The sequence below is a fragment of the Limnohabitans sp. genome (genome assembly GCF_031539175.1).
Lineage (GTDB): Bacteria > Pseudomonadota > Gammaproteobacteria > Burkholderiales > Burkholderiaceae_C > Limnohabitans.
Genome location: NZ_JAVKLQ010000007.1, coordinates 66,891 through 87,619 on the forward strand (window position 1 = coordinate 66,891; position 20,729 = coordinate 87,619).

The following is a 20,729-nucleotide window of genomic DNA, read 5'->3' on the forward strand; positions in this document are numbered from 1 at the left end:
AGCACCTATGTTGTTAACCCGTAAATCTTCCGGTACTGCCAGCCCATCGGCTGCTGGTTTCATGTTGGTCAACCGCCTGCAGCGCGGTTTGTCGCAAGCTTTGCCTACCTTGGACCGTCGCGGTTTTCTGCGCCGCTCTGGTTTGGGTATTGGTGTGGGCTTGGCTGCCACGCAACTGACGTTGGTCAAAAAAGCCCAAGCTTCTGGCTCGATGTCTGGCGAGAGCACCCACAAAATTGAAGTCAAACGCACGGTGTGTACCCATTGTTCTGTGGGTTGCGCAGTCGATGCGGTGGTTGAAAACGGCGTCTGGGTGCGCCAAGAAGCCGTGTTTGATTCCCCCATCAACCTTGGTGCGCATTGCGCCAAAGGTGCGGCCCTGCGCGAGCACGGCCATGGCGAATTCCGCCTGCGCTACCCCATGAAGCTGGTCAACGGCAAGTACGAGCGCATCAGCTGGGACACAGCCTTGGACGAAATCAGCGCTAAGTTGTTGGAGTTGCGCAAGACTTCAGGTCCAGACAGCGTGTACTGGATCGGTTCCTCCAAGCACAACAACGAACAAGCTTATTTGTTGCGCAAGTTCGTGAGCTATTTCGGCAGCAATAACTGCGACCACCAAGCCCGTATTTGCCACTCCACCACCGTGGCCGGTGTGGCGAACACGTGGGGTTATGGCGCGATGACCAACTCGTACAACGACATGCAAAACAGCAAGGTCGCGATGTACATCGGTTCGAACGCGGCAGAAGCCCATCCTGTGTCGATGATGCACATGCTGCACGCCAAAGAAAACGGCTGCAAGATGATCGTGGTGGACCCACGTTTCACACGCACCGCAGCCAAGGCTGACGAGTATGTGCGCATCCGTTCGGGCTCCGACATCGCCTTCTTGTTTGGCCTGTTGCACGTCATCTTCAAGAACGGCTGGGAAGACAAAAAGTACATCAACGACCGCGTGTTCGGCATGGACAAGGTCAAAGAAGAAGTCATGGCCAAGTGGACACTCGACAAGGTCGAAGAAGTCTGCGGCGTGTCGCCTGAACAGGTGACCAAAGTGGCCACCATGCTGCATGAAAACAACCCCGGTACCGTGGTGTGGTGTATGGGACAAACCCAGCACACCATTGGCAACGCCATCGTGCGTGCTTCGTGCATCTTGCAATTGGCTTTGGGCAACATCGGCAAGTCCGGTGGCGGCACCAACATTTTCCGTGGCCACGACAACGTGCAAGGCGCAACCGACGTAGGTCCTAACCCCGACTCGCTGCCTGGCTACTACGGCATCGTCGAAGGCGCATGGAAGCATTTCGCCAAAGCGTGGGGCGTGGAATTCGATTGGCTCAAAGGCCGTTTCGCATCGCCCGCGATGATGACCAAGCCCGGCATCACCGTGTCACGCTGGATCGACGGTGTGATGGAGAAGAACGAACTCATCGACCAAGACAGCAACCTCAAGGCGGTGTTCTATTGGGGCCACGCACCCAACTCACAGACCCGTGGTTTGGAGATGAAGCGCGCCATGGACAAGCTGGACTTGTTGGTGGTGGTTGACCCCTATCCTTCAGCCACTGCTGCCATGGCTGCGATGCCTGGCAAAGCCGAAGACCTCAACCCCAACCGTGCGGTCTACCTGTTGCCCGCGGCCACGCAGTTTGAAACCAGTGGTTCGGCGACGGCTTCGAACCGCTCGTTGCAATGGCGCGAGAAGGTGATTGAGCCTTTGTGGGAGAGCCGCACCGACCACATGATCATGTATCAGTTCGCCCAAAAGCTCGGCTTTGGCCCAGAACTGGTCAAGAACTACAAGCTGCAAAAAGTCAAAGGCATGGACGAACCCATGCCCGAAGACATCTTGCGCGAAATCAACAAGTCCGTTTGGACCATTGGTTACACCGGTCAAAGCCCAGAGCGCTTGAAAGCGCACATGCGCAACATGCATTTGTTTGACGTCAAGACCCTCAAGTCCAAAGGCGGTAAAGACAAAGAAACCGGTTACGACTTTGGCGGCGACTACTTTGGTCTGCCTTGGCCTTGCTACGGCACGCCCGAACTCAAGCACCCAGGTACCTCTAACCTGTACGACACCTCCAAGCACGTCATGGACGGCGGTGGTAACTTCCGCGCCAACTTTGGCGTGGAAAAAGACGGTAAAAACTTGTTGGCCGAAGATGGCTCGCACTCATTGGGCGCGGACATCACCACGGGCTACCCAGAGCTCGATCACGTGTTGCTCAAGAAGCTCGGCTGGTGGGACGAACTCACCGATGCCGAAAAAGCATTGGCCGAAGGCAAGAACTGGAAGACCGACAACTCGGGCGGCATGATGCGTGTGTTCATGCAAAACCATGGTTGCCATCCCTTCGGCAACGCCAAAGCGCGTGCCGTGGTGTGGAACTTCCCTGACCCCATCCCACAACACCGCGAGCCTTTGTACGGCACGCGTCCTGACTTGATGGAAAAGTACCCCACGCACGCTGACAAGAAAGCGTTCTGGCGTCTGCCCACCTTGTACAAGACCGTACAAGACAAAAACATCGCCGACAAGGTGCACGAGAAGTTCCCACTCATCCTCACCTCGGGCCGTTTGGTCGAGTACGAAGGTGGCGGCGAAGAGACCCGTTCAAACCCTTGGTTGGCCGAGTTGCAACAAGAAGCGTTTGTCGAGATCAACCCCAAAACAGCAGCTGATCGTGGCATTCGCAATGGCGAGCGCGTGTGGCTGTTGGGTGCGACAGGCGCACGTTTGAACGTGCAAGCTTTGGTGACAGAGCGTGTGGACACGGGTACCGTTTGGATGCCCTTCCACTTCTCAGGACGCTGGCAAGGCAAGGACATGCTGGAGCACTACCCCAAGGGTGCAGCGCCTATCGTGCGCGGTGAGGCTGTGAACACAGCCACGACTTATGGTTACGACAGCGTCACCATGATGCAAGAAACCAAAACCACCGTTTGCAACATCGAACGCGCCTAAGGAGAATTAAATGGCACGCATGAAATTTATCTGTGACGCAGAGCGTTGCATCGAATGCAACGGTTGCGTCACCGCTTGTAAAAATGAACACGAAGTCCCATGGGGCGTGAACCGCCGCCGTGTGGTGACGTTGAACGATGGCGTTCCCGGCGAGAAATCGATCTCGGTTGCGTGTATGCATTGCTCCGACGCACCTTGTATGGCCGTTTGCCCTGTGAACTGCTTCTACAAGACCGACGAAGGCGTGGTCCTGCACGACAAAGACATTTGCATTGGCTGCGGCTACTGCTCATACGCTTGCCCATTTGGCGCACCTCAGTTCCCCAGCCAAGGCACCTTCGGTGTGCGCGGCAAGATGGACAAGTGCACGTTCTGCGCGGGTGGTCCAGAAGCCAATGGCAGCGAAGCTGAGTTTGAAAAATACGGTCGCAACCGTTTGGCCGAAGGCAAGTTGCCTGCCTGCGCCGAAATGTGCTCGACCAAAGCTTTGCTCGCTGGCGACGGCGACATGGTGGCTGACATCTTCCGCAACCGCGTGGTCAAGCGCAACAAGGGTGCAGAAGTGTGGGGCTGGGGCACGGCCTACGGCTCGAAGCAAGCGGGCCAGGCACCTGCCAAAGTTGAAGGGGTGAAAAAATGATGACACGTCTATCACTCATGATCTTGAGCGTGGCCGCGCTCACCGCTTGCGGTGAGAAGGCGCAAACGCTGGGCACCAAAAACGACGCCACGGCCTACAGCGGTGCTCAAAATCACTTTGTAGACCCAGGCTGGACGGCCGGTGACAAAACCAGCTGGGAGCAACATCTGCGTGCTCGCGGCCAATACGGCCAAAACGACCACAGTCGCGCACCGTAAACAAGGGGCACACCATGTACCGCTCTTTTCAATCGGTGTTGTGTGCAGTTCTGACAGTGTTTGCACTGTCGGCTGTCGCACAAGACAAAGCGCCTGCGGTGGCTCCGGCCATCCAGAGCGTCAACATTCAAGACGTCAAGCCTGACGCCAGCGATGCGCCTGGCTATGCCGAGCAAACCAATGGCGAGCGCAGCAAAGTTCAACCCGGCAACAACGCGCCCATGTGGCGTGGCGTGGGTGCCGGCGTGGAAGGCTACAGCAGCCTGCCCAAGTCGCAAGCGCCTGAAGCGGGCGTGCTGATTCAACCGTTTGTGCAGTATCCAGGCTCACGCCTCACCAACGGTGGTGAAGCGTGGCGTCAAGTGCGTAACAACTGGATCATTCCTTACGGCGGTTCGCTGCTGTTGATCGTGTTGGGTGCCATCGCTGTTTTCTACTGGCGCAAAGGCATGATGCGTTTGCACGGTGCGCCGACAGGCAAAGAAATCGAGCGCTTCACCCCGTTCGAACGCTCGGCACACTGGACCAATGCGATTGCATTTGTGGTGCTGGCCTTGTCGGGCATCACCATGGCGTTTGGCAAGTTTTTCATCAAACCCGTCATCGGCGAAACTTTGTTTGGCTGGATCACGTATTTGCTCAAAAACGCGCACAACTTCGCGGGGCCTTTGTTTGCCGTGTCGTTGACTGTGGTGTTTTTTACTTTCCTTAAAGACAACTGGCCCAGCAAAGAAGACTTTGTCTGGATCATCAAAGCGGGCGGCATGTTCGGTGGCAAAGAAGTGCCGTCGCACCGCTTCAACGCGGGCGAGAAAGTGGTGTTCTGGGGAGGGGTGTTTGGCTTGGGCTTGGTGGTGGTGGCGTCTGGCTTCGTGCTCGACAAAATCGTGCCCGGCTTGATCTACGAACGCAGCACCATGCAAATCGCACACATGGTGCATGCCGTGGCCACGCTGCTGATGATCGCCATGTTCATGGGCCACATTTACATGGGCACCATCGGCATGGAAGGCGCTTACAAAGCCATGAAAACCGGTTACGTGGACGAGACGTGGGCCAAAGAGCACCACGAACTCTGGCACGATGACATCCAAGCTGGCAAGATTCCCGCGCACCGCTCGGAGCCCGTGACGGGCCCTGCGGTCCGCGCTTGAACACCGCCCCGATACAGGAACTGATATGACCAAAATACTCTTAGTCTTGATGTTGGCTGCGGCCAGCGCCACCGCGTTTGCCAAATTGCCCGCCCCAAGTGACGAAGCCAAGGCCAAAGCCGCTGAAGCGGCTGCCAAGACAGCACACGCAGGCAAGATGGACGGCTACTTGCTTTGCAAGTCGCAAGACAAAGTGGCGGCACACGTGCAAAAGACCAATAAAGCCAAAGCGGGCAAGCCTGCCACCACGGCACCTTGTGTGGATCCAGGTAAGTTTGTCTACACACCGCCTGAGGCTGCAGCGCCAGCAGCTGCCGCTTCGGCACCCGCCGCAGCGGCGCCTGCTGCTGCACCGGCTAAAAAATCGTAATCCACACAGCGTTGCTGTTCATTGGGCCGCGCCTGCCAAGGTGTCGGCCCTTTTTGTTGTAGCCTGTCGATCTATGCCCCTCGCTTCATCACCTGTGCCCTCTCTACCTCGCCTCACCCAAGCCCAAGCCGAACTGACCCGTCAGATTGACGTGGTCAACGAGCATGGCGTGCGTGAGCACACGTCCATCCCTGCCGAACGTGCGCTGACGGTGTATGTGGACAAACGCGAACTCGTCACGCTCATGACCTTGGGCGCACACCCCGAGCTGTTGGTGCTGGGCTACTTGCGCAACCAGCGTTTGGTGAGCGATGTGAACGAGGTCGACTCCATCACCGTCGATTGGGAGGCTGGCGAAGACGGTGCCGGCGTGGCAGCGGTGAAAACCCACTACGGTATTGCCGACATGGCTGCGCGCACTGAAAAGCGCGTGGTCACCACCGGCTGCGGGCAGGGCAGTGTGTTTGGGGACTTGATGGGCGAGATCGACCACTTGGTGCTGCCCGATGCACGCATCAGCCAAGCGCGTTTGTATGGGCTGCTCAATGCCATTCGCTTGCAAGAGAGCACCTACAAATCAGCCGGCTCGGTGCATGGCTGTGCGTTGTTCAGCGGCGAGCGCATGCAAATTTTTGTTGAAGACGTGGGCCGTCACAACGCCATCGACACCATCGCGGGATGGATGTGGATGCATGGCGTGGTTGCCGATGCCGACTCGATTTTTTACACCACGGGCCGCTTGACCAGCGAGATGGTGATGAAGTCCGCCCAAATGGGGGTGGCGGTGGTGGTGTCGCGCAGCGGCATCACGCAAATGGGCTACGACGTGGCCACACGTTTGCAGCTGTGCACCATTGGCCGCGCCACCAACAAACACTTTTTGGGCTACACCGCACTCGAACGCTTGCAGTTGCAACCTGAGTTAGCGCAGGGCGGCGTGCACAAGGTGGGCGCATGAGCACGGGCATCACTTGGTGGACGCAAGCTTGGCGCACGCTGTGGCGTGATGCCCGCGCAGGCGAGCTGCGCTTGCTGGTTGTGGCGGTGGTGTTGGGTGTAGCGGCACTGAGTTCGGTCAGTTTTTTGGCAGACCGTTTGAACGGCGGTTTACAACGCGATGCGCGTCAGCTCTTGGGGGGCGATGTGGTGGTGGTCAGCGACCAAGCCACGCCCGCGCACATCGTGCAGCGTGCCAAAGCCGACGGTTTGCAGGGGGTGACCACTTTGAGCTTTCCCACCATGGCGCGTGGCCAGTCGCAAAGCGGTGCCGAGAGCAACAGCCGGTTGGTGGCGCTCAAGGCGGCAGAAGCGGGCTACCCGTTGCGTGGTGAACTCAAGGTGGCCAGCAGCTTGGCGCAGGCGCAGCTGGCCGTTGAAACAACCACACACATTCCTGTGAGTGGCGAGGTGTGGGTCGAGCCCGCAGGCTTGGAGGCCTTGGGTCTCGATGTTGGCGACAGTGTGTTGCTGGGCAACAGCCGCTTGCTTATCAGTCGCGTGCTCGTGTATGAGCCAGATCGTGGCGCGGGCTTCATGAACTTTGCGCCGCGCGTGCTGATGAACAGCGCCGATTTAGAGGCGACGGCCTTGATTCAACCCGCCAGTCGCGTGACGTGGCGCTACGCTGTGGTCGGGTCAGATGCTGCTGCCAAAAGGTTTTTGACATGGGCGGATGCCGAGAGCAAGAAGCCTGAGGTGCGTGGTGTGCGTGTGGAGTCGCTCGAAGCAGGGCGCCCCGAGATGCGCCAAACTTTGGACCGTGCGGGTAAATTCTTGAACCTTGTTGCTTTGCTGGCCGCCTTGCTCAGTGCTGTGGCGGTGGCGCTCGCCGCCCGCGCATTTGCCGCTCGCCATTTGGACGACTGCGCCATGCTGCGGGTGTTGGGCTTGAGCCAGCGCCACATTGCGCTGTCATACACCGCAGAGTTTGTGTGGGTGGGCTCGTTCGCCAGCGTGTTGGGCTTGGCTTTGGGTTATGCCGTGCACTTGGTGTTTGTGGCCTTGCTCAATGGTTTGGTCGAAACTGCGTTGCCAGCCCCCAGCATCTGGCCGGTGGTCTACGGCTTGGGCACAGGTTTGACCTTGTTGCTCGCGTTTGGTTTGCCGCCCGTGTTGCAGCTGGCCAGTGTGCCCGCCTTGCGTGTGATGCGCCGTGATGTGGGCGAACTCAAAGCCACCACGCTCAGCGTGTGGGCCTTGGGGTTGACCGGCTTTGCTGTGTTGCTCATTGCCGTGAGCCGTGATTTGAAACTCGGCCTCTTGGTGGTGGGCGGTTTTGCAGGCGCGGTGTTGTTGTTTGCAGTCATGGCGTGGTTGGCCGTTTCTGTGTTGCGCCGCAGCGTGGTGGAGGGCAGTGCGCCGCCTTGGCTGATGTTGGCCACGCGGCAAATCAGCGCGCGCCCTGTTTATGCGATGGTGCAGGTCAGCGCGCTGGCGGTGGGCTTGCTGGCCTTGGCGCTCTTGGTGCTCTTGCGGACCGACTTGATCAGCAGCTGGCGCAACGCCACGCCAGCAGATGCGCCGAATCGTTTTGTCATCAACATTCAACCCGATCAGTCGTCCTCGTTTTTGAAAACTTTGCACGATGCTGGCGTGAACAAGTTCGACTGGTACCCGATGATTCGCGCACGTTTGGTCGCGGTCAATGGCAACACGGTGACGCCTGACAGCTACACCGAAGAGCGCGCTCAGCGTTTGGTGGACCGCGAATTCAACGTCTCGTTCAGCGCGAACAACCCCGAGCACAACACCGTGGTGGCGGGCGCATGGCAAGCCGAAGAGGCAGAGGGTTTGAGCATCGAAGAGGGCATTGCCAAAACCCTGAAACTCAAACTGGGCGACAGTTTGCGTTTTGACATGGCCGGTGTGCTGCACGAAGCGCGCATCACCTCGGTGCGCCGCGTGGACTGGACGTCCATGCGCGCCAACTTCTTTGTGATGTACCCCGTCAGCCGCATGACCACAGGTGCGGGGTTTGATGTGCCCACCACGTACATCGCGGCCTTTCGTGCGCCGCAGCCTGCCAAGCCTTTGCCCACGTTTGACAACCAACTCATCAGTCTCTTCCCCAACGTCACCAGCGTGGACATGGGGGCGACCCTGAACCAAGTGCAGGCGGTGTTGGGTCAAGTGGTCAGCGCGGTGGAGTTTTTGTTCTTGTTCACATTGGCGGCCGGGTTGGTGGTTTTGTTCGCAGCCGTCACCGCCACCCGCGAAGAGCGCGCGCGTGAATATGCGGTGTTGCGTGCGCTGGGTGCGTCCAACCAGTTGCTGGCTAAGGTGCAGCGCGCCGAGTTGGCGGGCGTGGGTGCTCTGGCGGGCGTGTTGGCCAGCTCGGTTGCGATGGCGATGGGGTGGGGCTTGGCGAAGTTCGCGTTTGAATTCAATTGGAACCCCAGTCCGTGGGTGCCCTTGATTGGCGCAGCGACGGGAGCCGCTCTGGCGCTGGCCGCTGGCTGGTGGGGCTTGCGCGATGTGTTGCGTCGCCCTGTGGTGCAGACCTTGCGCCAAGCCAGCCATTGATGTGCCGCAACGCGGCACCACACCCTTGATTGAGAATGACGAGATGCAAATCGAAGAAAAATCACCGTTTGATACCCCGTTTGAGTGGATCGGTGGCGAACCCCGCGTGAAGCTGTTGGTCGACCGCTTTTATGACCTGATGGATTTAGAGCCGGGCTATGCCGAGCTACGCGCCGCCCACGGCCCTGAGTTGGCCAACGCCCGTGAGCGCTTGTTCATGTTTTTGTGCGGCTGGCTGGGCGGGCCCGACTACTACGTTGAAAAACACGGCCACCCGCGTTTGCGCATGCGCCACATGCCTTTTTCGATTGGCATCAAAGAGCGCGACCAATGGGTGGCGTGCATGGACCAAGCGATGGGCGAAACAGAGGTGCCCGAAGGTTTGCGCACACGTTTGAAAAACAGCTTTTTCCAAACCGCAGACTGGATGCGCAACAAAGGCGTGTGAGCCTGTCTCGCGCGCAAGCCACTTAAGCGTTGCTGGGCCCCAACAACACCACCAACGCGCCTGCGCCGCCATCTGAAGGCTTGGCCTGCACAAAGGCCAGCACCTCATTTTTCTGCACCAACCAGCGTTGCACTTTGCTTTTGAGCACGGGTTCTTTGCCGGGGGAACCCAAACCTTTGCCGTGCACCACGCGCACGCATCGCCAGCCCATGCGTTTGGCATCACGCACAAATTGACCGAGGGCTTCACGCGCTTCGTCGCTGCGCAGCCCATGCAGGTCGAGTTGACCTTGCAAGCTCCATTCACCTTTGCGCAGTTTGCGGGTGATGTCGGTGCCGATGCCGGGGCGTCTGAAGCTCAGTTGGTCATCCACGTCGAGCAAGGTGCTGACGTCGAACTCGTCGCTCATGCTTTCTAGCAACGCGGCTTGGTCGTCCAAGTCTTGTTGCAAGGGACGCGGCTCGGGGCGCTTGGCGAGGTTGAGCACACGGGCTTTGACGGGGATGGGTTTCACGGCCCCTACGGCGCGGACAAACAAATGTCGCTCTGCCTCGGCTTTGCGTTCAGCTTCCTGCCGCGCGGCTTCTGCGATTTGCGCAGCCAACGCCGCATTGGCCACGGTTTGGCGAATGGCCGCGAGGTCTTGCAGCGATTTGGCTTTCACAGCAACCCTTCTTCGGCCATCGACAGGTATTTGCCTTGTGCCACGATGATGTGGTCGCGCACGGACACATCGATCAAAGCCAGTGCTTCTTGCAGCGTGCGGGTGAGTTTCATGTCGGCTTGCGAGGGTTTGACGGTGCCGCCGGGGTGGTTGTGCGCCAACACCACGCCGTCAGCACCCAAAGCGAGCGCCGTCTTGGCAACTTCTCGGGGATAGACCATGGTTTGCGACAGCGAGCCCCTGAACATGGGCTGGTACGACAGCAGGCGGTTGTGGGCGTCAAGGAACAAAACTGCAAAGACCTCGTGTTTGAGTTGCGCTAATTCAAGTTGCAAGTATTGTTTCACCGCATTGGGTGAATTCATCACCGTGGTTTCGGTTAATTCTTGGGTCAATGCCCGACGCGCCATTTCCAGTACTGCCACCAATTGCGCCCGTTTCGCCGTACCGCCCATGCCTTTGCAGGTTTTCAGCTCGGAGGCGGTGGCATGAATCAAGCCAGCAAAGCCTTTGAAACGGTCCAACAGCTCTTGGGCCATGGCAAACACGCTTTTGCCTTTGATGCCGGTTCGTAAAAACAAGGCCAACAACTCGGTGTCGGTGAGCGAGGCGGGCCCGTGGGTGAGCAGCTTTTCACGCGGGCGCATTTCTGGGGGGAGTTGCTGGATCGACATTGGTTCGGTCATGGCGTGGCTCATTCAAAAAGGGCTACGGGCGCTCGTGCAGGGGCTTAGGAGCGGCATGGCTGGAGCTTTCTACAATAGGCCCCAGTTCTAAGAGAGTCCCATGTCTGCATCCAACGACCACCCTACCATCGGCCCCGCTTCATTTTTAACGCTGCACTACCGGCTTTCGGGACCGCAAGGCGATGTCATCAACACCTTCAACGACAAGCCTGCCACGCTGTCGCTGGGTTCGGGCGAGTTGTCGCCTGCGCTGGAGCAGCAGTTGCTGGGCTTGGCCGAGGGCACGCGCACCACGTTTGAGCTGCCCGCTGGCGCCGCTTTTGGCGAGCGCAACCCCGACATGCAACAGTGGGTCAGCAAGAGTCTGCTCAAAGAATTCGGTGACCCCGATGAGCAATACGCGGCGGGCGATGTGGTGCAGTTTCCTGCACCCAATGGCCAAGGCTCATTTGCAGGGGCCGTGCAACAAGTGACCGAAGATTCGGTGCTGTTTGACTTCAACCACCCGCTGGCCAACCAGCCCGTGACGTTTGAAGTGCACGTCATCGGCATTCTGTAATCGCCCGTGCGAGCTGCCGTTTTATGAACAGCACTTTTCAAGAAATCGTCCTTGCGGAGCCGCGTGGCTTTTGCGCGGGCGTCGACCGCGCCATTGAGATCGTGGAGCGTGCGTTGACCAAGTTCGGGGCGCCTGTGTATGTGCGCCATGAGATCGTGCACAACACCTACGTGGTGGACAACCTCAAGCAGCGCGGTGCCATCTTCATCGAAGACTTGGCCGATGTGCCGCCTGGTGCCACGCTGGTGTTCAGCGCGCATGGCGTGCCCAAATCGGTGGAAGCGGAGGCGCAGCGTCGTGGGTTCACCGTGTTCGATGCCACCTGCCCGTTGGTGACCAAGGTGCACGTCGAAGTGGCCAAGCTGCACAAAGAGGGCTTTGAGTTCATCATGATTGGCCACAAGGGGCACCCCGAAGTGGAAGGCACGATGGGCCAGTTGTTAGACGGTATTTATTTGGTGGAAGACGTGGCCGATGTGGCGCATGTGACGCCTAAGCAAACCGAGCGTTTGGCTGTGGTGACCCAGACCACTTTGAGTGTGGATGATGCCGCGCACATCACCGACGCGGTGATTGCCCGTTTTCCCAATATCCGTAAACCCAAGATGCAAGACATCTGCTACGCGACCCAAAACCGCCAAGACGCGGTGAAGGTGCTGAGTGCCGAGGTCGATTTGGTCATCGTGGTGGGCAGCCCCACCAGCTCCAACAGCAACCGCTTGCGCGATGTGGCCCAGCGCTACGGGGCAGAGAGCTACATGGTCGACAACGCCGAAGAACTCCAACCCGTTTGGTTTGAACGCAAGTCGCGCGTGGGCCTGACCGCTGGTGCGTCGGCCCCAGACATCTTGGTGCAACAAGTCATTGCCCGCATGCGCGCCTTGGGTGCCGTGTCTGTCCGAACCTTGGATGGTGTTGAAGAAACCATCAAATTCCCGCTCCCCAAAGGATTGAAGTAAATGTTAGATATCACCCAGCTGCGCCGCGATTTGCCCAGCGTCATTGCCAAACTCGAAACACGCAAAACACCACAAGCGTTTTTGAATGTGGACGCGTATCAAGCCCTCGAAGCTGAGCGCAAAACCCTGCAAACACGCACGGAAGAGTTGCAGTCCAGCCGCAACACCTTGTCCAAGCAAATTGGCATGCTCAAGGCCAAAGGCGAAAGTGCTGACGCCGTGATGGCGCAGGTGGCCGACCTCAAAACCGAGCTCGACACCTCTGCCGTGCGTCTTGATGCCTTGCAAGCCGAGTTGCAAGCCCTGTTGTTGGCGGTGCCCAATTTGCCACACGACAGCGTGCCGGTCGGTGCGGACGAGCATGGCAACGTGGAGCTGCGCCGTTGGAGCCCTGTGGGGACCGAACCTGCCGCCTTGGGCTTTGCCCCCAAAGACCATGTCGACTTGGGCGAGCCCTTGGGTCTCGACTTTGAAATGGGCGTCAAGCTGACCGGCTCACGCTTCACGGTGATGAAAGGCCAAATTGCCCGCTTGCACCGTGCCTTGGCGCAGTTCATGTTGGACTTGCAAACCCAAGAGCACGGTTACACCGAGTGCTACACGCCTTACATCGTCAACGCCGATAGCCTCAAAGGCACAGGCCAGTTGCCCAAGTTTGAAGAAGATTTGTTTGCTGCCAAGAAAGGTGGACAAGACGGGGTCGCCAGCGGCGAAAACACCGAGCTGTATTTGATTCCCACCAGCGAAGTGCCGTTGACCAATTTCGTGCGTGACGTGATCGTGGCTGAGGCTGAGTTGCCCATCAAACTCACGGCGCATACCCCATGCTTCCGCTCTGAAGCGGGCAGCGCAGGGCGCGACACCCGTGGCCTGATTCGCCAGCACCAGTTCGACAAAGTGGAGATGGTGCAAATCGTGCACCCCGACCACAGTTACCAAGCCTTGGAAGACATGACGGGCCACGCCGAAGCCGTGTTGAAAAAATTGGAATTGCCCTACCGCGTGATGGCGTTGTGCACGGGCGATATGGGTTTTGGCGCCACCAAGACCCATGACTTGGAAGTGTGGTTGCCTGCGCAAAACACCTACCGTGAAATCAGCTCAGTGTCGAACTGCGAAGCATTTCAAGCCCGCCGTTTGCAAGCGCGCTTCAAAAATGCGCAAGGTAAAAATGAGTTGGTCCACACCCTGAATGGCTCGGGTTTGGCCGTGGGCCGTACCTTGGTGGCGGTGTTGGAAAATCATCAGCAAGCAGATGGCAGCATTCGCATACCTGCCGTGCTGCGCCCCTACATGGGCGGGCTGGAAGTGTTGAGCGCCTGATAGAATATCGGCTTCGACAAAACGAACCGCATCAGGAGAGGTGGCAGAGTGGTCGAATGTACCTGACTCGAAATCAGGCGTAGGAGCGATCCTACCGAGGGTTCGAATCCCTCCCTCTCCGCCAGTACAAAGACCTCAAACCTGCTCAGCAGGCCTTGAGGCGGCCTTAGGCTCCTCACCAAGCGGGGCTTTTTGCTTTGGGCTCCTGACTGCCATCTCCGCCAGAGGGCCGGAAAAAGCGTCTCAAACCCCGTTTGTCTCAAAACCTCATGACCTTTTCGGACTTGGTTCTGAGCCGTGAAATTGCTGATTTCTGTAAAACGGGCTTTGAACCAAGCTGAACGAAATTTCGTTGTTCAGAGCGATTTGGTCTTCTTATGATTTTTTATCAGCCCGATTCTCACGTCCTAAAAATATCTACTTTCGTTTCTAGGCACTTTCGCAAGCTCATGTCATTTGCTCCGACTTCAAACCAACCACCTGGTTTTTGATAGAAATCTAAACCGCGACCAATTTTGATAGTCCAGCCATTGTCGATCCGGATTTCGCGGTCATGGATGTTGGGATTTAGTTTCACTTCCAACTCGACATCTAGTTCCAACAAGCTTTGCTTGAGTTCTTCCATTTTTTCGGCGATTTCCGCCAACTGCGTTTTATCGTCATAACCGGTGATCAAACAAATTCTCTTGATTGTTGTGGCCCGCAAGACTGTCTCGCAAAAGCGAACAAAGTTTTGGATTTGGTGTTGCAACCGTATATATGGGTCCTCAATGACAACTGCCTTGGCTCCTTGCAGGTAAGGACCCATGATCGACTCATAGCTGAAGCCAATATCGTCATACATGATCGTGAAATGACGCTCGATCAATTCAGATGGCAAAACTAAAGGTACTTCAACAGAAGGGGTTAATTCAACTTTGTTTGCAGGTACAGAAACAGGATCAGGCGTTAACCCAGTTTGATTTTGTATAGCCTCGGTCTCAACATCACGTTCTGGTGCTAGTTTGTCGTTGAGTTGCCGCCTCAACGGTTGCTGCGTGGCGGGCGCATCCTTCGACTCAGGACAATACACAATCACCTCTTGCTCCTGCGCATTGATGAATGAGAGATCGATTCGCGCAAACTCATCATCGGGTTTGCGTTTATTCATCTGCTCCTTAACACGTCGACGGCACTCAACGGCATAGGCTACATATTCTTCAAACTCTTCATCGGTCGGAGAACCAGTAGGGTGAAGAATCTTCAGGAAGGCACAGACGGTTTTCTTGATGCCTTTTTCATCACGGCCCTCAACGCTCTTGCCAAGTTGGATGCGTTTGCTGACTTCTTCGTAACGATTGGTGTGTTTGAACTGGTAGTGAAATGCTTCCGCCAAGTAGTCGGTAATGAACCCGTAGCTACTGGTTAGAAATTCACTGCTGTTCTTGGGCATTTCCCAGCCAGGTATGTAGGCTGCGAATCGATCCATGATCGCCAGATCAAACTCAGCGGGCAATGGCTGGAAAAGATCATGCTCAACCGAGTTGACCACTTGACTGATGGATAGGTCGAAGTTGCCAACAAAACTCAAACTGGCGTCAGCAATTACCTCTGCGCCACGCGAGAAGCGACCATTTGCCATGAAATCCTTCATGATTTGAATGGTGTCCGGGTCTTTGACTTTGATGCCGCCAACCTCGTCGAAAGCCACGGTATCCCAAAAACCAACCAGTCCAACCTTACGGCGTGCGTTGTTGTAGAACAACGCCGACTTAGTCGCCTGTCCACCTGAAATCAACGTGGCGTAGGGCGAAAATTCACTGAAGAAATAAGACTTCCCGGTGCCGCGTGGCCCAAGTTCTATGTAGTTGTAATTGGGTTCAACGAGGGCGGCCAGGCGCGCAATAAAGTGCATTTGCACGCGCTTGGACAACTTTGTTGGCTCCAGGCCAACGGTGCGCAGAATGGCCGCAATCCACTCGTCACGGGTGAATTGAGTGCGACCTTCACAGTAGCGATCAAAATCAAAGCGACTGATCTGGATGGGGCGCAGATCTTCAATGTAAAACGCGTAGTCGTCTTCTTCGATTGCGTTATGTGCCAGCGTCACCTCTGCCCAAATGCCACCTTCCAATAGGCGGTCATTGTCTCGGTAAAACTTTTCGCCGATAGCGATACGCTGTGAATTGAAGTTCTCCAATGAGGCCCAGTGGCGCTTCTCCTTCTCGACATACCGAACATGAACCTTATCAATAAAACGGTGCTTTCCCTTGGTAGCAACCTTTGACTGCGCAGCATTAGCTTCGTCTGGTTTCACGTAATTGTCTTGCAGACTAGCTAGGACGGCCTCCATGCCTGAATCCATTTCTGCCTGGTCGTCGCTGGCACAAAAGCGTGCCAAAAGAAATTCCAGAACGAAAGTCGGGACGTTGGTTCCCTTCTTAATCCGATGGAGTAAATCCTTGCGCAGCACTTTGCCATCAAAGATAGCTGTCAGCTTTTGGTCGAGTTCATTCATAGTATTTACACCGCATAGTCAGTTGTCAGGTCAAGTTGGCAGTAAGCCGTATAAGTCGTTGGATGCAAAGCCTTTATCTTGAATTTCCCTTCGAAATCTATTTGCATCTTGATCGTGACTTGAACCTTGTCGCCCGGCTTCAAGGACAAAGTTCCCGTTGCCGGATTAACAGCGCCACCAGCCTTCGCTTCGCCCACAACTTCGCCCTTGCTGTTGTGTGCCTCCAGCAAAATTTCGAACTCGTTATCAGTTGAGAACATGTCTGCCGTTTCAACCGTAAGGTCAATCACCGGCATACGTGTGGTAATGGCCTTGGCACCGTTCTTGTAGCTCATCGCCACAGATGCTTTATGCAGTGTCGGTTGATTGGAAGTTTTCAACTGCATCGTGATTACCGGCACCACGCATTCCTGTAAAGAAATGCCGCCATGGTAATAGAGCAAACCACTGCGATAGGCCGCCAGCGAAAGTGGCGCAGCGAACTTGGCAAAGTCTCCGCGAATGCCCATCTTCTCTGCTGAAGCGACCAGGTGATTGCTGTCGCTAGCACCTTCGCCTAGCGCGCACCGGTCATGAATGCCAATCCAGTCACCAGCGGGCTTGCTGCAGACATCGCCAGCGCCAGCGTGGGTGTTCATGAAGAAACCGTGATCGGTCGCGATCACCACCTCGTGAAAGCCACGCTCTTTCAGCTTATGGATCGCGACGCGAATCCGTTTGAGCGCATTGGTAATCTCTGCAGGGGCAGTGTCGGGGTGGTTTTCAAAATGGCTATCAATTTCCACCGCGCGCAGCACCAACAAATCGGTTTCGGGCGAGAAATCGAAACGACCGCGAACGAAGTCTTCCAGACGCCCCTCTTCAAAGCGCTGGCCATACTTCTTCCGAAACACATCCATGCGCTGCGCAACCGTATCCACCACCTGGTCACCCAGCATTGGCACCAGGCTCTTTGCGTCATTCTTGATGCGAAGCTGCTGGCCAGCCCCGGGCAACAAGCTGGCCATGCCGACTGGCGTGATGCTTGGTAGCTGCGCCATGGCAGCCTGCACTTCAACTTGCCCGTCTTCCGTCAGTTGCCGTTCCAGCGCCACGCCCAATTCATAGCGAAGCGCATCGATCATGAAGTACGCCACCTTGTGGCCGTTCTTTTGCAGCTTGGGCCCAACGATGCGGTCGAACACATCAGCGTTCGATAGTTGCCCAGCCAGGGGCCATCCGCTTTGTTCCACATGGCGAGTAAAGATCAACTGCACCTTCTCGACCAGCTTGCCGTACTGCTTACGCACCTGCTGCTTGACCGGCGTCATGACACCTTGCGCGTCTTGCCAGTCGTAATCGCTAACTGCCTGTTCAAACTCGCGATGCAAGCGATCAGCTTCACGCAGGCTGCTCACGTAAAAGGCCAGCAGCACATCAAGATTGCGTGCGTTGTCTGAGAGTTGCCGCTCCATGTCATCGCAGGTTTGCAGCAGCTCAGTGGCCGATCGAATCAAATCCCACTGGGCGCGGCTCTCGCCTTTGCCTGTCCACACCGATTGCTGATGACGCTCTGAGATGCTCCGCACACGGTCGATGTCATCACGCAAGATGCCTTCGATCGCTCGGCTCAAAAACGTGCGTTCCTCAAATGGGAAGGTGTCGCGGTCGCCCAAATCAGACCAACCTGCAAATTGGCTGACCAGATTGAGATCCTTCTCAATTTCTTCCGCACGGTCGATATAGACACTCTGCGTGCGGCGATCGTTACGCAACAGATCGCACAGGTAGCCAAGCGCTTTCCAGCTGCAGTGCTGATGTTGGACCTGGCCAGCGAACAGGTCGCCGGTGCGACCATGGAAGAGGTGTCGACGGTCCTGTTCTACAAGGTTCTGCAATGGGCGGGCTACTCGCGCAATCTAAAGGTTGCTGCGCTGGAACGCAGGCTTAAGAAGGAAGGCCGCTACAACGAATTCCTTGACGCATTCAAAGAAGCTGCGGGCGGTGAAGACTGGAACAACTACCGCAATGACGAGTTGGTGGTCGACAGCCTCATCCCTGAGATCGCTCAAAAGCTGTACCCCACGCTTTTCAAGACGCCTACCTCGTTCACCACCGAATCCAGTGAGATCGTCGTCTTCGAAAACGACCGTGTGCGTGAAATGCTGGAGATTGCCCGCGAGGCATCGGGCAAGGAATACATCATCTTCATCATTGATGAAGTGGGTCAGTACGTTGGCCCACGGCCCAACCTGATTCTGAACCTCGATGGTCTGGCGAAGAACCTAAAAAACATCGGCGACGGCAAGGTGTGGATTGTCGGTACAGCGCAGCAAACTGACGCAAATCAGCCGTGAGTGCGCAGAGTTGCGCATGAAGGGCAGCGGCCGCTCTCGTGATGAGGAAAAGCAGTACGAAACCTTGCAAACCTTCGAGCAAGAGCTGACCGACCTGCGCGACACCTTGCTCAAGATCGCACCAACCTATCAGCCTACGTTCGACAGCAATGATTTGGTTTGCTGGCGCTTGAGACGATCTTGAAGGTGCTGGATGAAGGGGACGCCATCAATGGTGATGCGATCGTCAAATGCCAAGCCCAGATACTTGGTGAAAGAGCTCTTACCGGAGCCATAGAAGCCTGACACCCAAACGCCGACTTCATTTTCGCCACCAATATCCATGGCGGCTTCCATTTTGAGCAGGAGATTCTCGAACTGCTGGTCGATGCTGTCGGTGACCACATATTCGGAGATTTCCGATTTCAGGCGCGCCTCTTGTGACACGCCATAGGTGATGACCTTTTCAATGCTGCGATTGATGTTCTTGCTGGGGTCGAAGAGTTTTTTGATCGTCATGTTTTGCCTCAATGATTAGCCGCCGACGTGGACAGAGCGGTAGTTGCCATCGTCGGGGTAGAACCCCAGGAATTTGAGTCGGGTCTTGCCGGTGCGCACGCCAGGGTAGAAGAACACTGTGGGCACATGGAACTTGCCTTGCAGCTTGCCTTCGATGACACCGATGCGCGTATAGGGATGCAGCGCCTCAAGGTCGGTGACTAGCAAAATGGCCTTAGGCTTGCCCTCAAGCTCGGCCAGCTTGGCTTCGATGCGTGCCTGCAACGCGCCATTGCTAATGGCATTGGCGAGCGACGCATTGGTCTTGTCCCATGCCAACGGCGCTTTCTGATCGGCTGCGAGCCAGATCTTGCGAAGTGGTGCCTTCTCGATAATGTCCGCAACATGCTCGGCGATCGAAAACGTTTCGACTTCCCAGCCTTCGTTGCGCAGTCGGTGCATCCACGCGGGTGTTTCGCGCTTTACATTGAGGATCTGATTCGGCGGGAAAACCAAGTAGAAAATAGGCTCGAAGCTGGCATGGCCAAACTCGCGCCCCTGCTTGATTCGCTCCATCAACTCATTGAAATCAGCTTTGAGCGATGACATCGATCAGTTCCTCCATGCTTTTATAGGTCCACCCGATATGCACGACATCGGAGGCGGCCTGGAAAATGAGCAGGCCTTGTAATGACAAACGTTTCAGTTGGTCTCGGACGTCGGCACGTTCCAGCCCGAAGAGATCCCAGTCGGAGCTTGAAACAATTTGGTTGTCGCCGAGACCACTGAACTTCAAGTCGTAGGCCAAGTAGGCGGCGACCTTTGGCAAGATGCGATATGCAGCAATCGAGCGCTGGTTGCGACCTGTGGTTGTGAGCAATCCATAGTCGGCGCAGCAGCCCATCAAATACGATGCGATGCGCTTGATCGTGGTCTCAGACCATGGCTTTTGCGTTTTTCCTTCGCGCACGCTGTTGGCAACAAAGGTGCGTGCGTCTTCCAGTTGGAGGTCATTTCGCCCGGCTGAATAGCGCGCCCAGTAAACTTCTCGGACGAAGTCCGCCAACACAAGATTGGCGCGCGCCGTATAGATAAAGAGCAGCTGATTGAGCTCGGCGGTCGTGAAACGATCAACCAGGGACTTGAGGCGCGCGGCAACGTGCGGGTCGCGCATGTAGCGTGGGGCAAAGCACTCGGCAACAATATTGCGTAGGCGTCTTGCCGTTACCAAAGGGAAGCGACCCGATGCCAGCGCGGCCTCATAGAGCTGCGACGCACTCATACCAGGCTGATAAACCTGGAGCAGCTGCCTTGTTTCTTCTAGGAGACCCAACCCGGCTTGTAGCTGAGTGGTGTAGTAGCGCTGCTGACTCACTCAACCTCCCGGACGTAGGGGAAAGTCTGAATTCCGGAGGTGAAGGCGGCACAATAAAAGCCCGCAGCACGTTGCAGTTCAGCTTTTAGGTCTTGACTCATCTGGCCCAGCGAAATGGCACCGGGTGATGCGGATTCTGGTTTGCCAGCCAACTCAGCCAGACGCGCAAGCGCCAACTCTCGACTCGCTAGTCGGGCTTTTATCGTTTGTACGAAAGCGGCATCGCTTAGAGCATCAGCAGATGCTTGCTCTTGTCCTATGGGCAAACGGAAAAGGTGATATATACGGCCTACACCAACGGCTTCGTCATGTGCCTTCGCCGCTGCCGCTGTGGCCCCTTGGTATTGGGCAAGAAACAAAGATCGGTTAAATATCGGCGCTAAAAAGGCAGCTGCTGTAGCGCTGAAGAACTCGCTACTCCACCAATTAGCTTGATCTTTCTCGCCGAGGTAACCCACAAGAACACGTAGTTCAGCAATTGTTGCGGATATTGAGTTCATAAATTATTCAACTATTTTTAATGTTTT

General features: G+C 56.4%; 20 protein-coding genes and 1 tRNA gene. 13 read left to right on the forward strand and 8 right to left on the reverse strand.

All coding sequences use genetic code 11. The features are described 5' to 3' along the window. Nucleotides 1-7 precede the first annotated feature (7 nt). From RMS95_RS01665 to RMS95_RS01700, 8 genes are all read left to right on the forward strand, one after another. Entirely contained in the window at nt 8-2,974 is a 2,967-nt protein-coding gene (locus RMS95_RS01665) for a formate dehydrogenase subunit alpha (protein ID WP_310643015.1), read from the forward strand. A 10-nt stretch (nt 2,975-2,984) separates the two neighbouring features. After that, a complete protein-coding gene (gene fdh3B, locus RMS95_RS01670; protein WP_104799369.1) occupies nt 2,985-3,614 on the forward strand; it encodes a formate dehydrogenase FDH3 subunit beta in 630 nt (209 codons plus the stop codon). Beyond that, nucleotides 3,611-3,832 carry a hypothetical protein gene (locus RMS95_RS01675; protein ID WP_310643017.1) on the forward strand — a complete coding sequence of 74 codons (222 nt, stop codon included), beginning with the start codon at nt 3,611-3,613 and terminating at the stop codon, nt 3,830-3,832. The genes fdh3B and RMS95_RS01675 overlap by 4 nt, the downstream gene beginning before the upstream one ends. Nucleotides 3,833-3,846: 14 nt before the next feature. After that, nucleotides 3,847-4,986: a formate dehydrogenase subunit gamma gene (locus RMS95_RS01680; protein ID WP_310643019.1), complete on the forward strand. Its 1,140-nt coding sequence runs from the start codon at nt 3,847-3,849 to the stop codon at nt 4,984-4,986. Nucleotides 4,987-5,011: 25 nt separating this feature from the next. Beyond that, the gene (locus RMS95_RS01685; RefSeq protein WP_310643020.1) at nt 5,012-5,356 is read left to right on the forward strand and encodes a hypothetical protein; all 345 of its coding nucleotides are present in this window, start codon (nt 5,012-5,014) and stop codon (nt 5,354-5,356) included. A 73-nt stretch (nt 5,357-5,429) separates the two neighbouring features. After that, nucleotides 5,430-6,314: a formate dehydrogenase accessory sulfurtransferase FdhD gene (locus RMS95_RS01690; protein ID WP_310643022.1), complete on the forward strand. Its 885-nt coding sequence runs from the start codon at nt 5,430-5,432 to the stop codon at nt 6,312-6,314. Continuing rightward, nucleotides 6,311-8,878: an FtsX-like permease family protein gene (locus RMS95_RS01695; RefSeq protein ID WP_310643024.1), complete on the forward strand. Its 2,568-nt coding sequence runs from the start codon at nt 6,311-6,313 to the stop codon at nt 8,876-8,878. Before RMS95_RS01690 ends, RMS95_RS01695 begins: the two co-directional genes overlap by 4 nt. A 43-nt stretch (nt 8,879-8,921) precedes the next feature. Next, on the forward strand, nt 8,922-9,326 hold the full coding sequence (locus RMS95_RS01700) for a group II truncated hemoglobin (protein WP_310643172.1): 405 nt from the start codon (nt 8,922-8,924) through the stop codon (nt 9,324-9,326). 22 nt (nt 9,327-9,348) lie between these two features. On the opposite strand, the gene RMS95_RS01705 is transcribed toward RMS95_RS01700, so the two are convergent. Continuing rightward, on the reverse strand, nt 9,349-9,990 hold the full coding sequence (locus RMS95_RS01705; RefSeq protein ID WP_310643026.1) for a Smr/MutS family protein: 642 nt from the start codon (nt 9,988-9,990) through the stop codon (nt 9,349-9,351). Then, nucleotides 9,987-10,664: a DNA repair protein RadC gene (radC, locus tag RMS95_RS01710; RefSeq protein WP_310643174.1), complete on the reverse strand. Its 678-nt coding sequence runs from the start codon at nt 10,662-10,664 to the stop codon at nt 9,987-9,989. Before radC ends, RMS95_RS01705 begins: the two co-directional genes overlap by 4 nt. A 112-nt stretch (nt 10,665-10,776) precedes the next feature. Here radC and RMS95_RS01715 point away from each other — a divergent pair, with 112 nt between their 5' ends. The 4 genes from RMS95_RS01715 (at nt 10,777) to RMS95_RS01730 (ending at nt 13,641) form a co-directional block, all read left to right on the forward strand. Further along, nucleotides 10,777-11,235 (forward strand): FKBP-type peptidyl-prolyl cis-trans isomerase, encoded by a 459-nt coding sequence (locus RMS95_RS01715; protein WP_310643028.1) that lies wholly within the window; start codon nt 10,777-10,779, stop codon nt 11,233-11,235. 23 nt (nt 11,236-11,258) lie between these two features. After that, nucleotides 11,259-12,194 (forward strand): 4-hydroxy-3-methylbut-2-enyl diphosphate reductase, encoded by a 936-nt coding sequence (gene ispH / locus RMS95_RS01720; RefSeq protein ID WP_310643030.1) that lies wholly within the window; start codon nt 11,259-11,261, stop codon nt 12,192-12,194. After that, nucleotides 12,195-13,517: a serine--tRNA ligase gene (serS, locus tag RMS95_RS01725; protein WP_310643032.1), complete on the forward strand. Its 1,323-nt coding sequence runs from the start codon at nt 12,195-12,197 to the stop codon at nt 13,515-13,517. Between the two features lie 34 nt (nt 13,518-13,551). Next, nucleotides 13,552-13,641 (forward strand) — tRNA-Ser (locus tag RMS95_RS01730). A gap of 276 nt (nt 13,642-13,917) precedes the next feature. Here RMS95_RS01730 and brxL read toward each other — a convergent pair. Then, nucleotides 13,918-16,014 (reverse strand): BREX system Lon protease-like protein BrxL, encoded by a 2,097-nt coding sequence (gene brxL, locus RMS95_RS01735; protein WP_310643034.1) that lies wholly within the window; start codon nt 16,012-16,014, stop codon nt 13,918-13,920. A gap of 5 nt (nt 16,015-16,019) precedes the next feature. Then, nucleotides 16,020-17,768 carry a PglZ domain-containing protein gene (locus RMS95_RS01740; protein ID WP_310643036.1) on the reverse strand — a complete coding sequence of 583 codons (1,749 nt, stop codon included), beginning with the start codon at nt 17,766-17,768 and terminating at the stop codon, nt 16,020-16,022. Nucleotides 17,769-17,810: 42 nt separating this feature from the next. On the opposite strand from RMS95_RS01740, the gene RMS95_RS01745 reads away from it, so the two are divergent. Next, complete coding sequence (locus RMS95_RS01745) at nt 17,811-18,350, forward strand: hypothetical protein (RefSeq protein ID WP_310643037.1); 540 nt, start codon at nt 17,811-17,813, stop codon at nt 18,348-18,350. 129 nt (nt 18,351-18,479) lie between these two features. On the opposite strand, the gene RMS95_RS01750 is transcribed toward RMS95_RS01745, so the two are convergent. The 4 genes from RMS95_RS01750 to RMS95_RS01765 are packed head-to-tail and all read right to left on the reverse strand — an operon-like array spanning nt 18,480 to nt 20,702. Then, a complete protein-coding gene (locus RMS95_RS01750) occupies nt 18,480-18,848 on the reverse strand; it encodes a hypothetical protein (protein WP_310643038.1) in 369 nt (122 codons plus the stop codon). Between the two features lie 15 nt (nt 18,849-18,863). After that, nucleotides 18,864-19,436 carry a BREX protein BrxB domain-containing protein gene (locus tag RMS95_RS01755; RefSeq protein WP_013692224.1) on the reverse strand — a complete coding sequence of 191 codons (573 nt, stop codon included), beginning with the start codon at nt 19,434-19,436 and terminating at the stop codon, nt 18,864-18,866. Next, on the reverse strand, nt 19,417-20,202 hold the full coding sequence (locus RMS95_RS01760; protein ID WP_310643042.1) for a DUF1819 family protein: 786 nt from the start codon (nt 20,200-20,202) through the stop codon (nt 19,417-19,419). Before RMS95_RS01760 ends, RMS95_RS01755 begins: the two co-directional genes overlap by 20 nt. Continuing rightward, nucleotides 20,199-20,702, reverse strand: coding sequence for a BrxE family protein (locus RMS95_RS01765; protein ID WP_310643044.1), 504 nt, complete (start codon nt 20,700-20,702; stop codon nt 20,199-20,201). Before RMS95_RS01765 ends, RMS95_RS01760 begins: the two co-directional genes overlap by 4 nt. Between the last annotated feature and the right edge of the window lie 27 nt (nt 20,703-20,729).

Excerpts from the sequence above, each read along its gene's own strand:
- RMS95_RS01665 (WP_310643015.1), top strand. The coding sequence starts at position 8 with ATGTTGTTAACCCGTAAATCTTCCGGTACTGCCAGCCCATCGGCTGCT.
- fdh3B (WP_104799369.1), top strand. The coding sequence starts at position 2,985 with ATGGCACGCATGAAATTTATCTGTGACGCAGAGCGTTGCATCGAATGC.
- RMS95_RS01675 (WP_310643017.1), top strand. The coding sequence starts at position 3,611 with ATGATGACACGTCTATCACTCATGATCTTGAGCGTGGCCGCGCTCACC.
- RMS95_RS01680 (WP_310643019.1), top strand. The coding sequence starts at position 3,847 with ATGTACCGCTCTTTTCAATCGGTGTTGTGTGCAGTTCTGACAGTGTTT.
- RMS95_RS01685 (WP_310643020.1), top strand. The coding sequence starts at position 5,012 with ATGACCAAAATACTCTTAGTCTTGATGTTGGCTGCGGCCAGCGCCACC.
- RMS95_RS01690 (WP_310643022.1), top strand. The coding sequence starts at position 5,430 with ATGCCCCTCGCTTCATCACCTGTGCCCTCTCTACCTCGCCTCACCCAA.
- RMS95_RS01695 (WP_310643024.1), top strand. The coding sequence starts at position 6,311 with ATGAGCACGGGCATCACTTGGTGGACGCAAGCTTGGCGCACGCTGTGG.
- RMS95_RS01700 (WP_310643172.1), top strand. The coding sequence starts at position 8,922 with ATGCAAATCGAAGAAAAATCACCGTTTGATACCCCGTTTGAGTGGATC.
- radC (WP_310643174.1), bottom strand. The coding sequence starts at position 10,664 with ATGTCGATCCAGCAACTCCCCCCAGAAATGCGCCCGCGTGAAAAGCTG.
- RMS95_RS01715 (WP_310643028.1), top strand. The coding sequence starts at position 10,777 with ATGTCTGCATCCAACGACCACCCTACCATCGGCCCCGCTTCATTTTTA.
- ispH (WP_310643030.1), top strand. The coding sequence starts at position 11,259 with ATGAACAGCACTTTTCAAGAAATCGTCCTTGCGGAGCCGCGTGGCTTT.
- serS (WP_310643032.1), top strand. The coding sequence starts at position 12,195 with ATGTTAGATATCACCCAGCTGCGCCGCGATTTGCCCAGCGTCATTGCC.
- brxL (WP_310643034.1), bottom strand. The coding sequence starts at position 16,014 with ATGAATGAACTCGACCAAAAGCTGACAGCTATCTTTGATGGCAAAGTG.
- RMS95_RS01745 (WP_310643037.1), top strand. The coding sequence starts at position 17,811 with ATGTTGGACCTGGCCAGCGAACAGGTCGCCGGTGCGACCATGGAAGAG.
- RMS95_RS01750 (WP_310643038.1), bottom strand. The coding sequence starts at position 18,848 with ATGACGATCAAAAAACTCTTCGACCCCAGCAAGAACATCAATCGCAGC.
- RMS95_RS01755 (WP_013692224.1), bottom strand. The coding sequence starts at position 19,436 with ATGTCATCGCTCAAAGCTGATTTCAATGAGTTGATGGAGCGAATCAAG.
- RMS95_RS01765 (WP_310643044.1), bottom strand. The coding sequence starts at position 20,702 with ATGAACTCAATATCCGCAACAATTGCTGAACTACGTGTTCTTGTGGGT.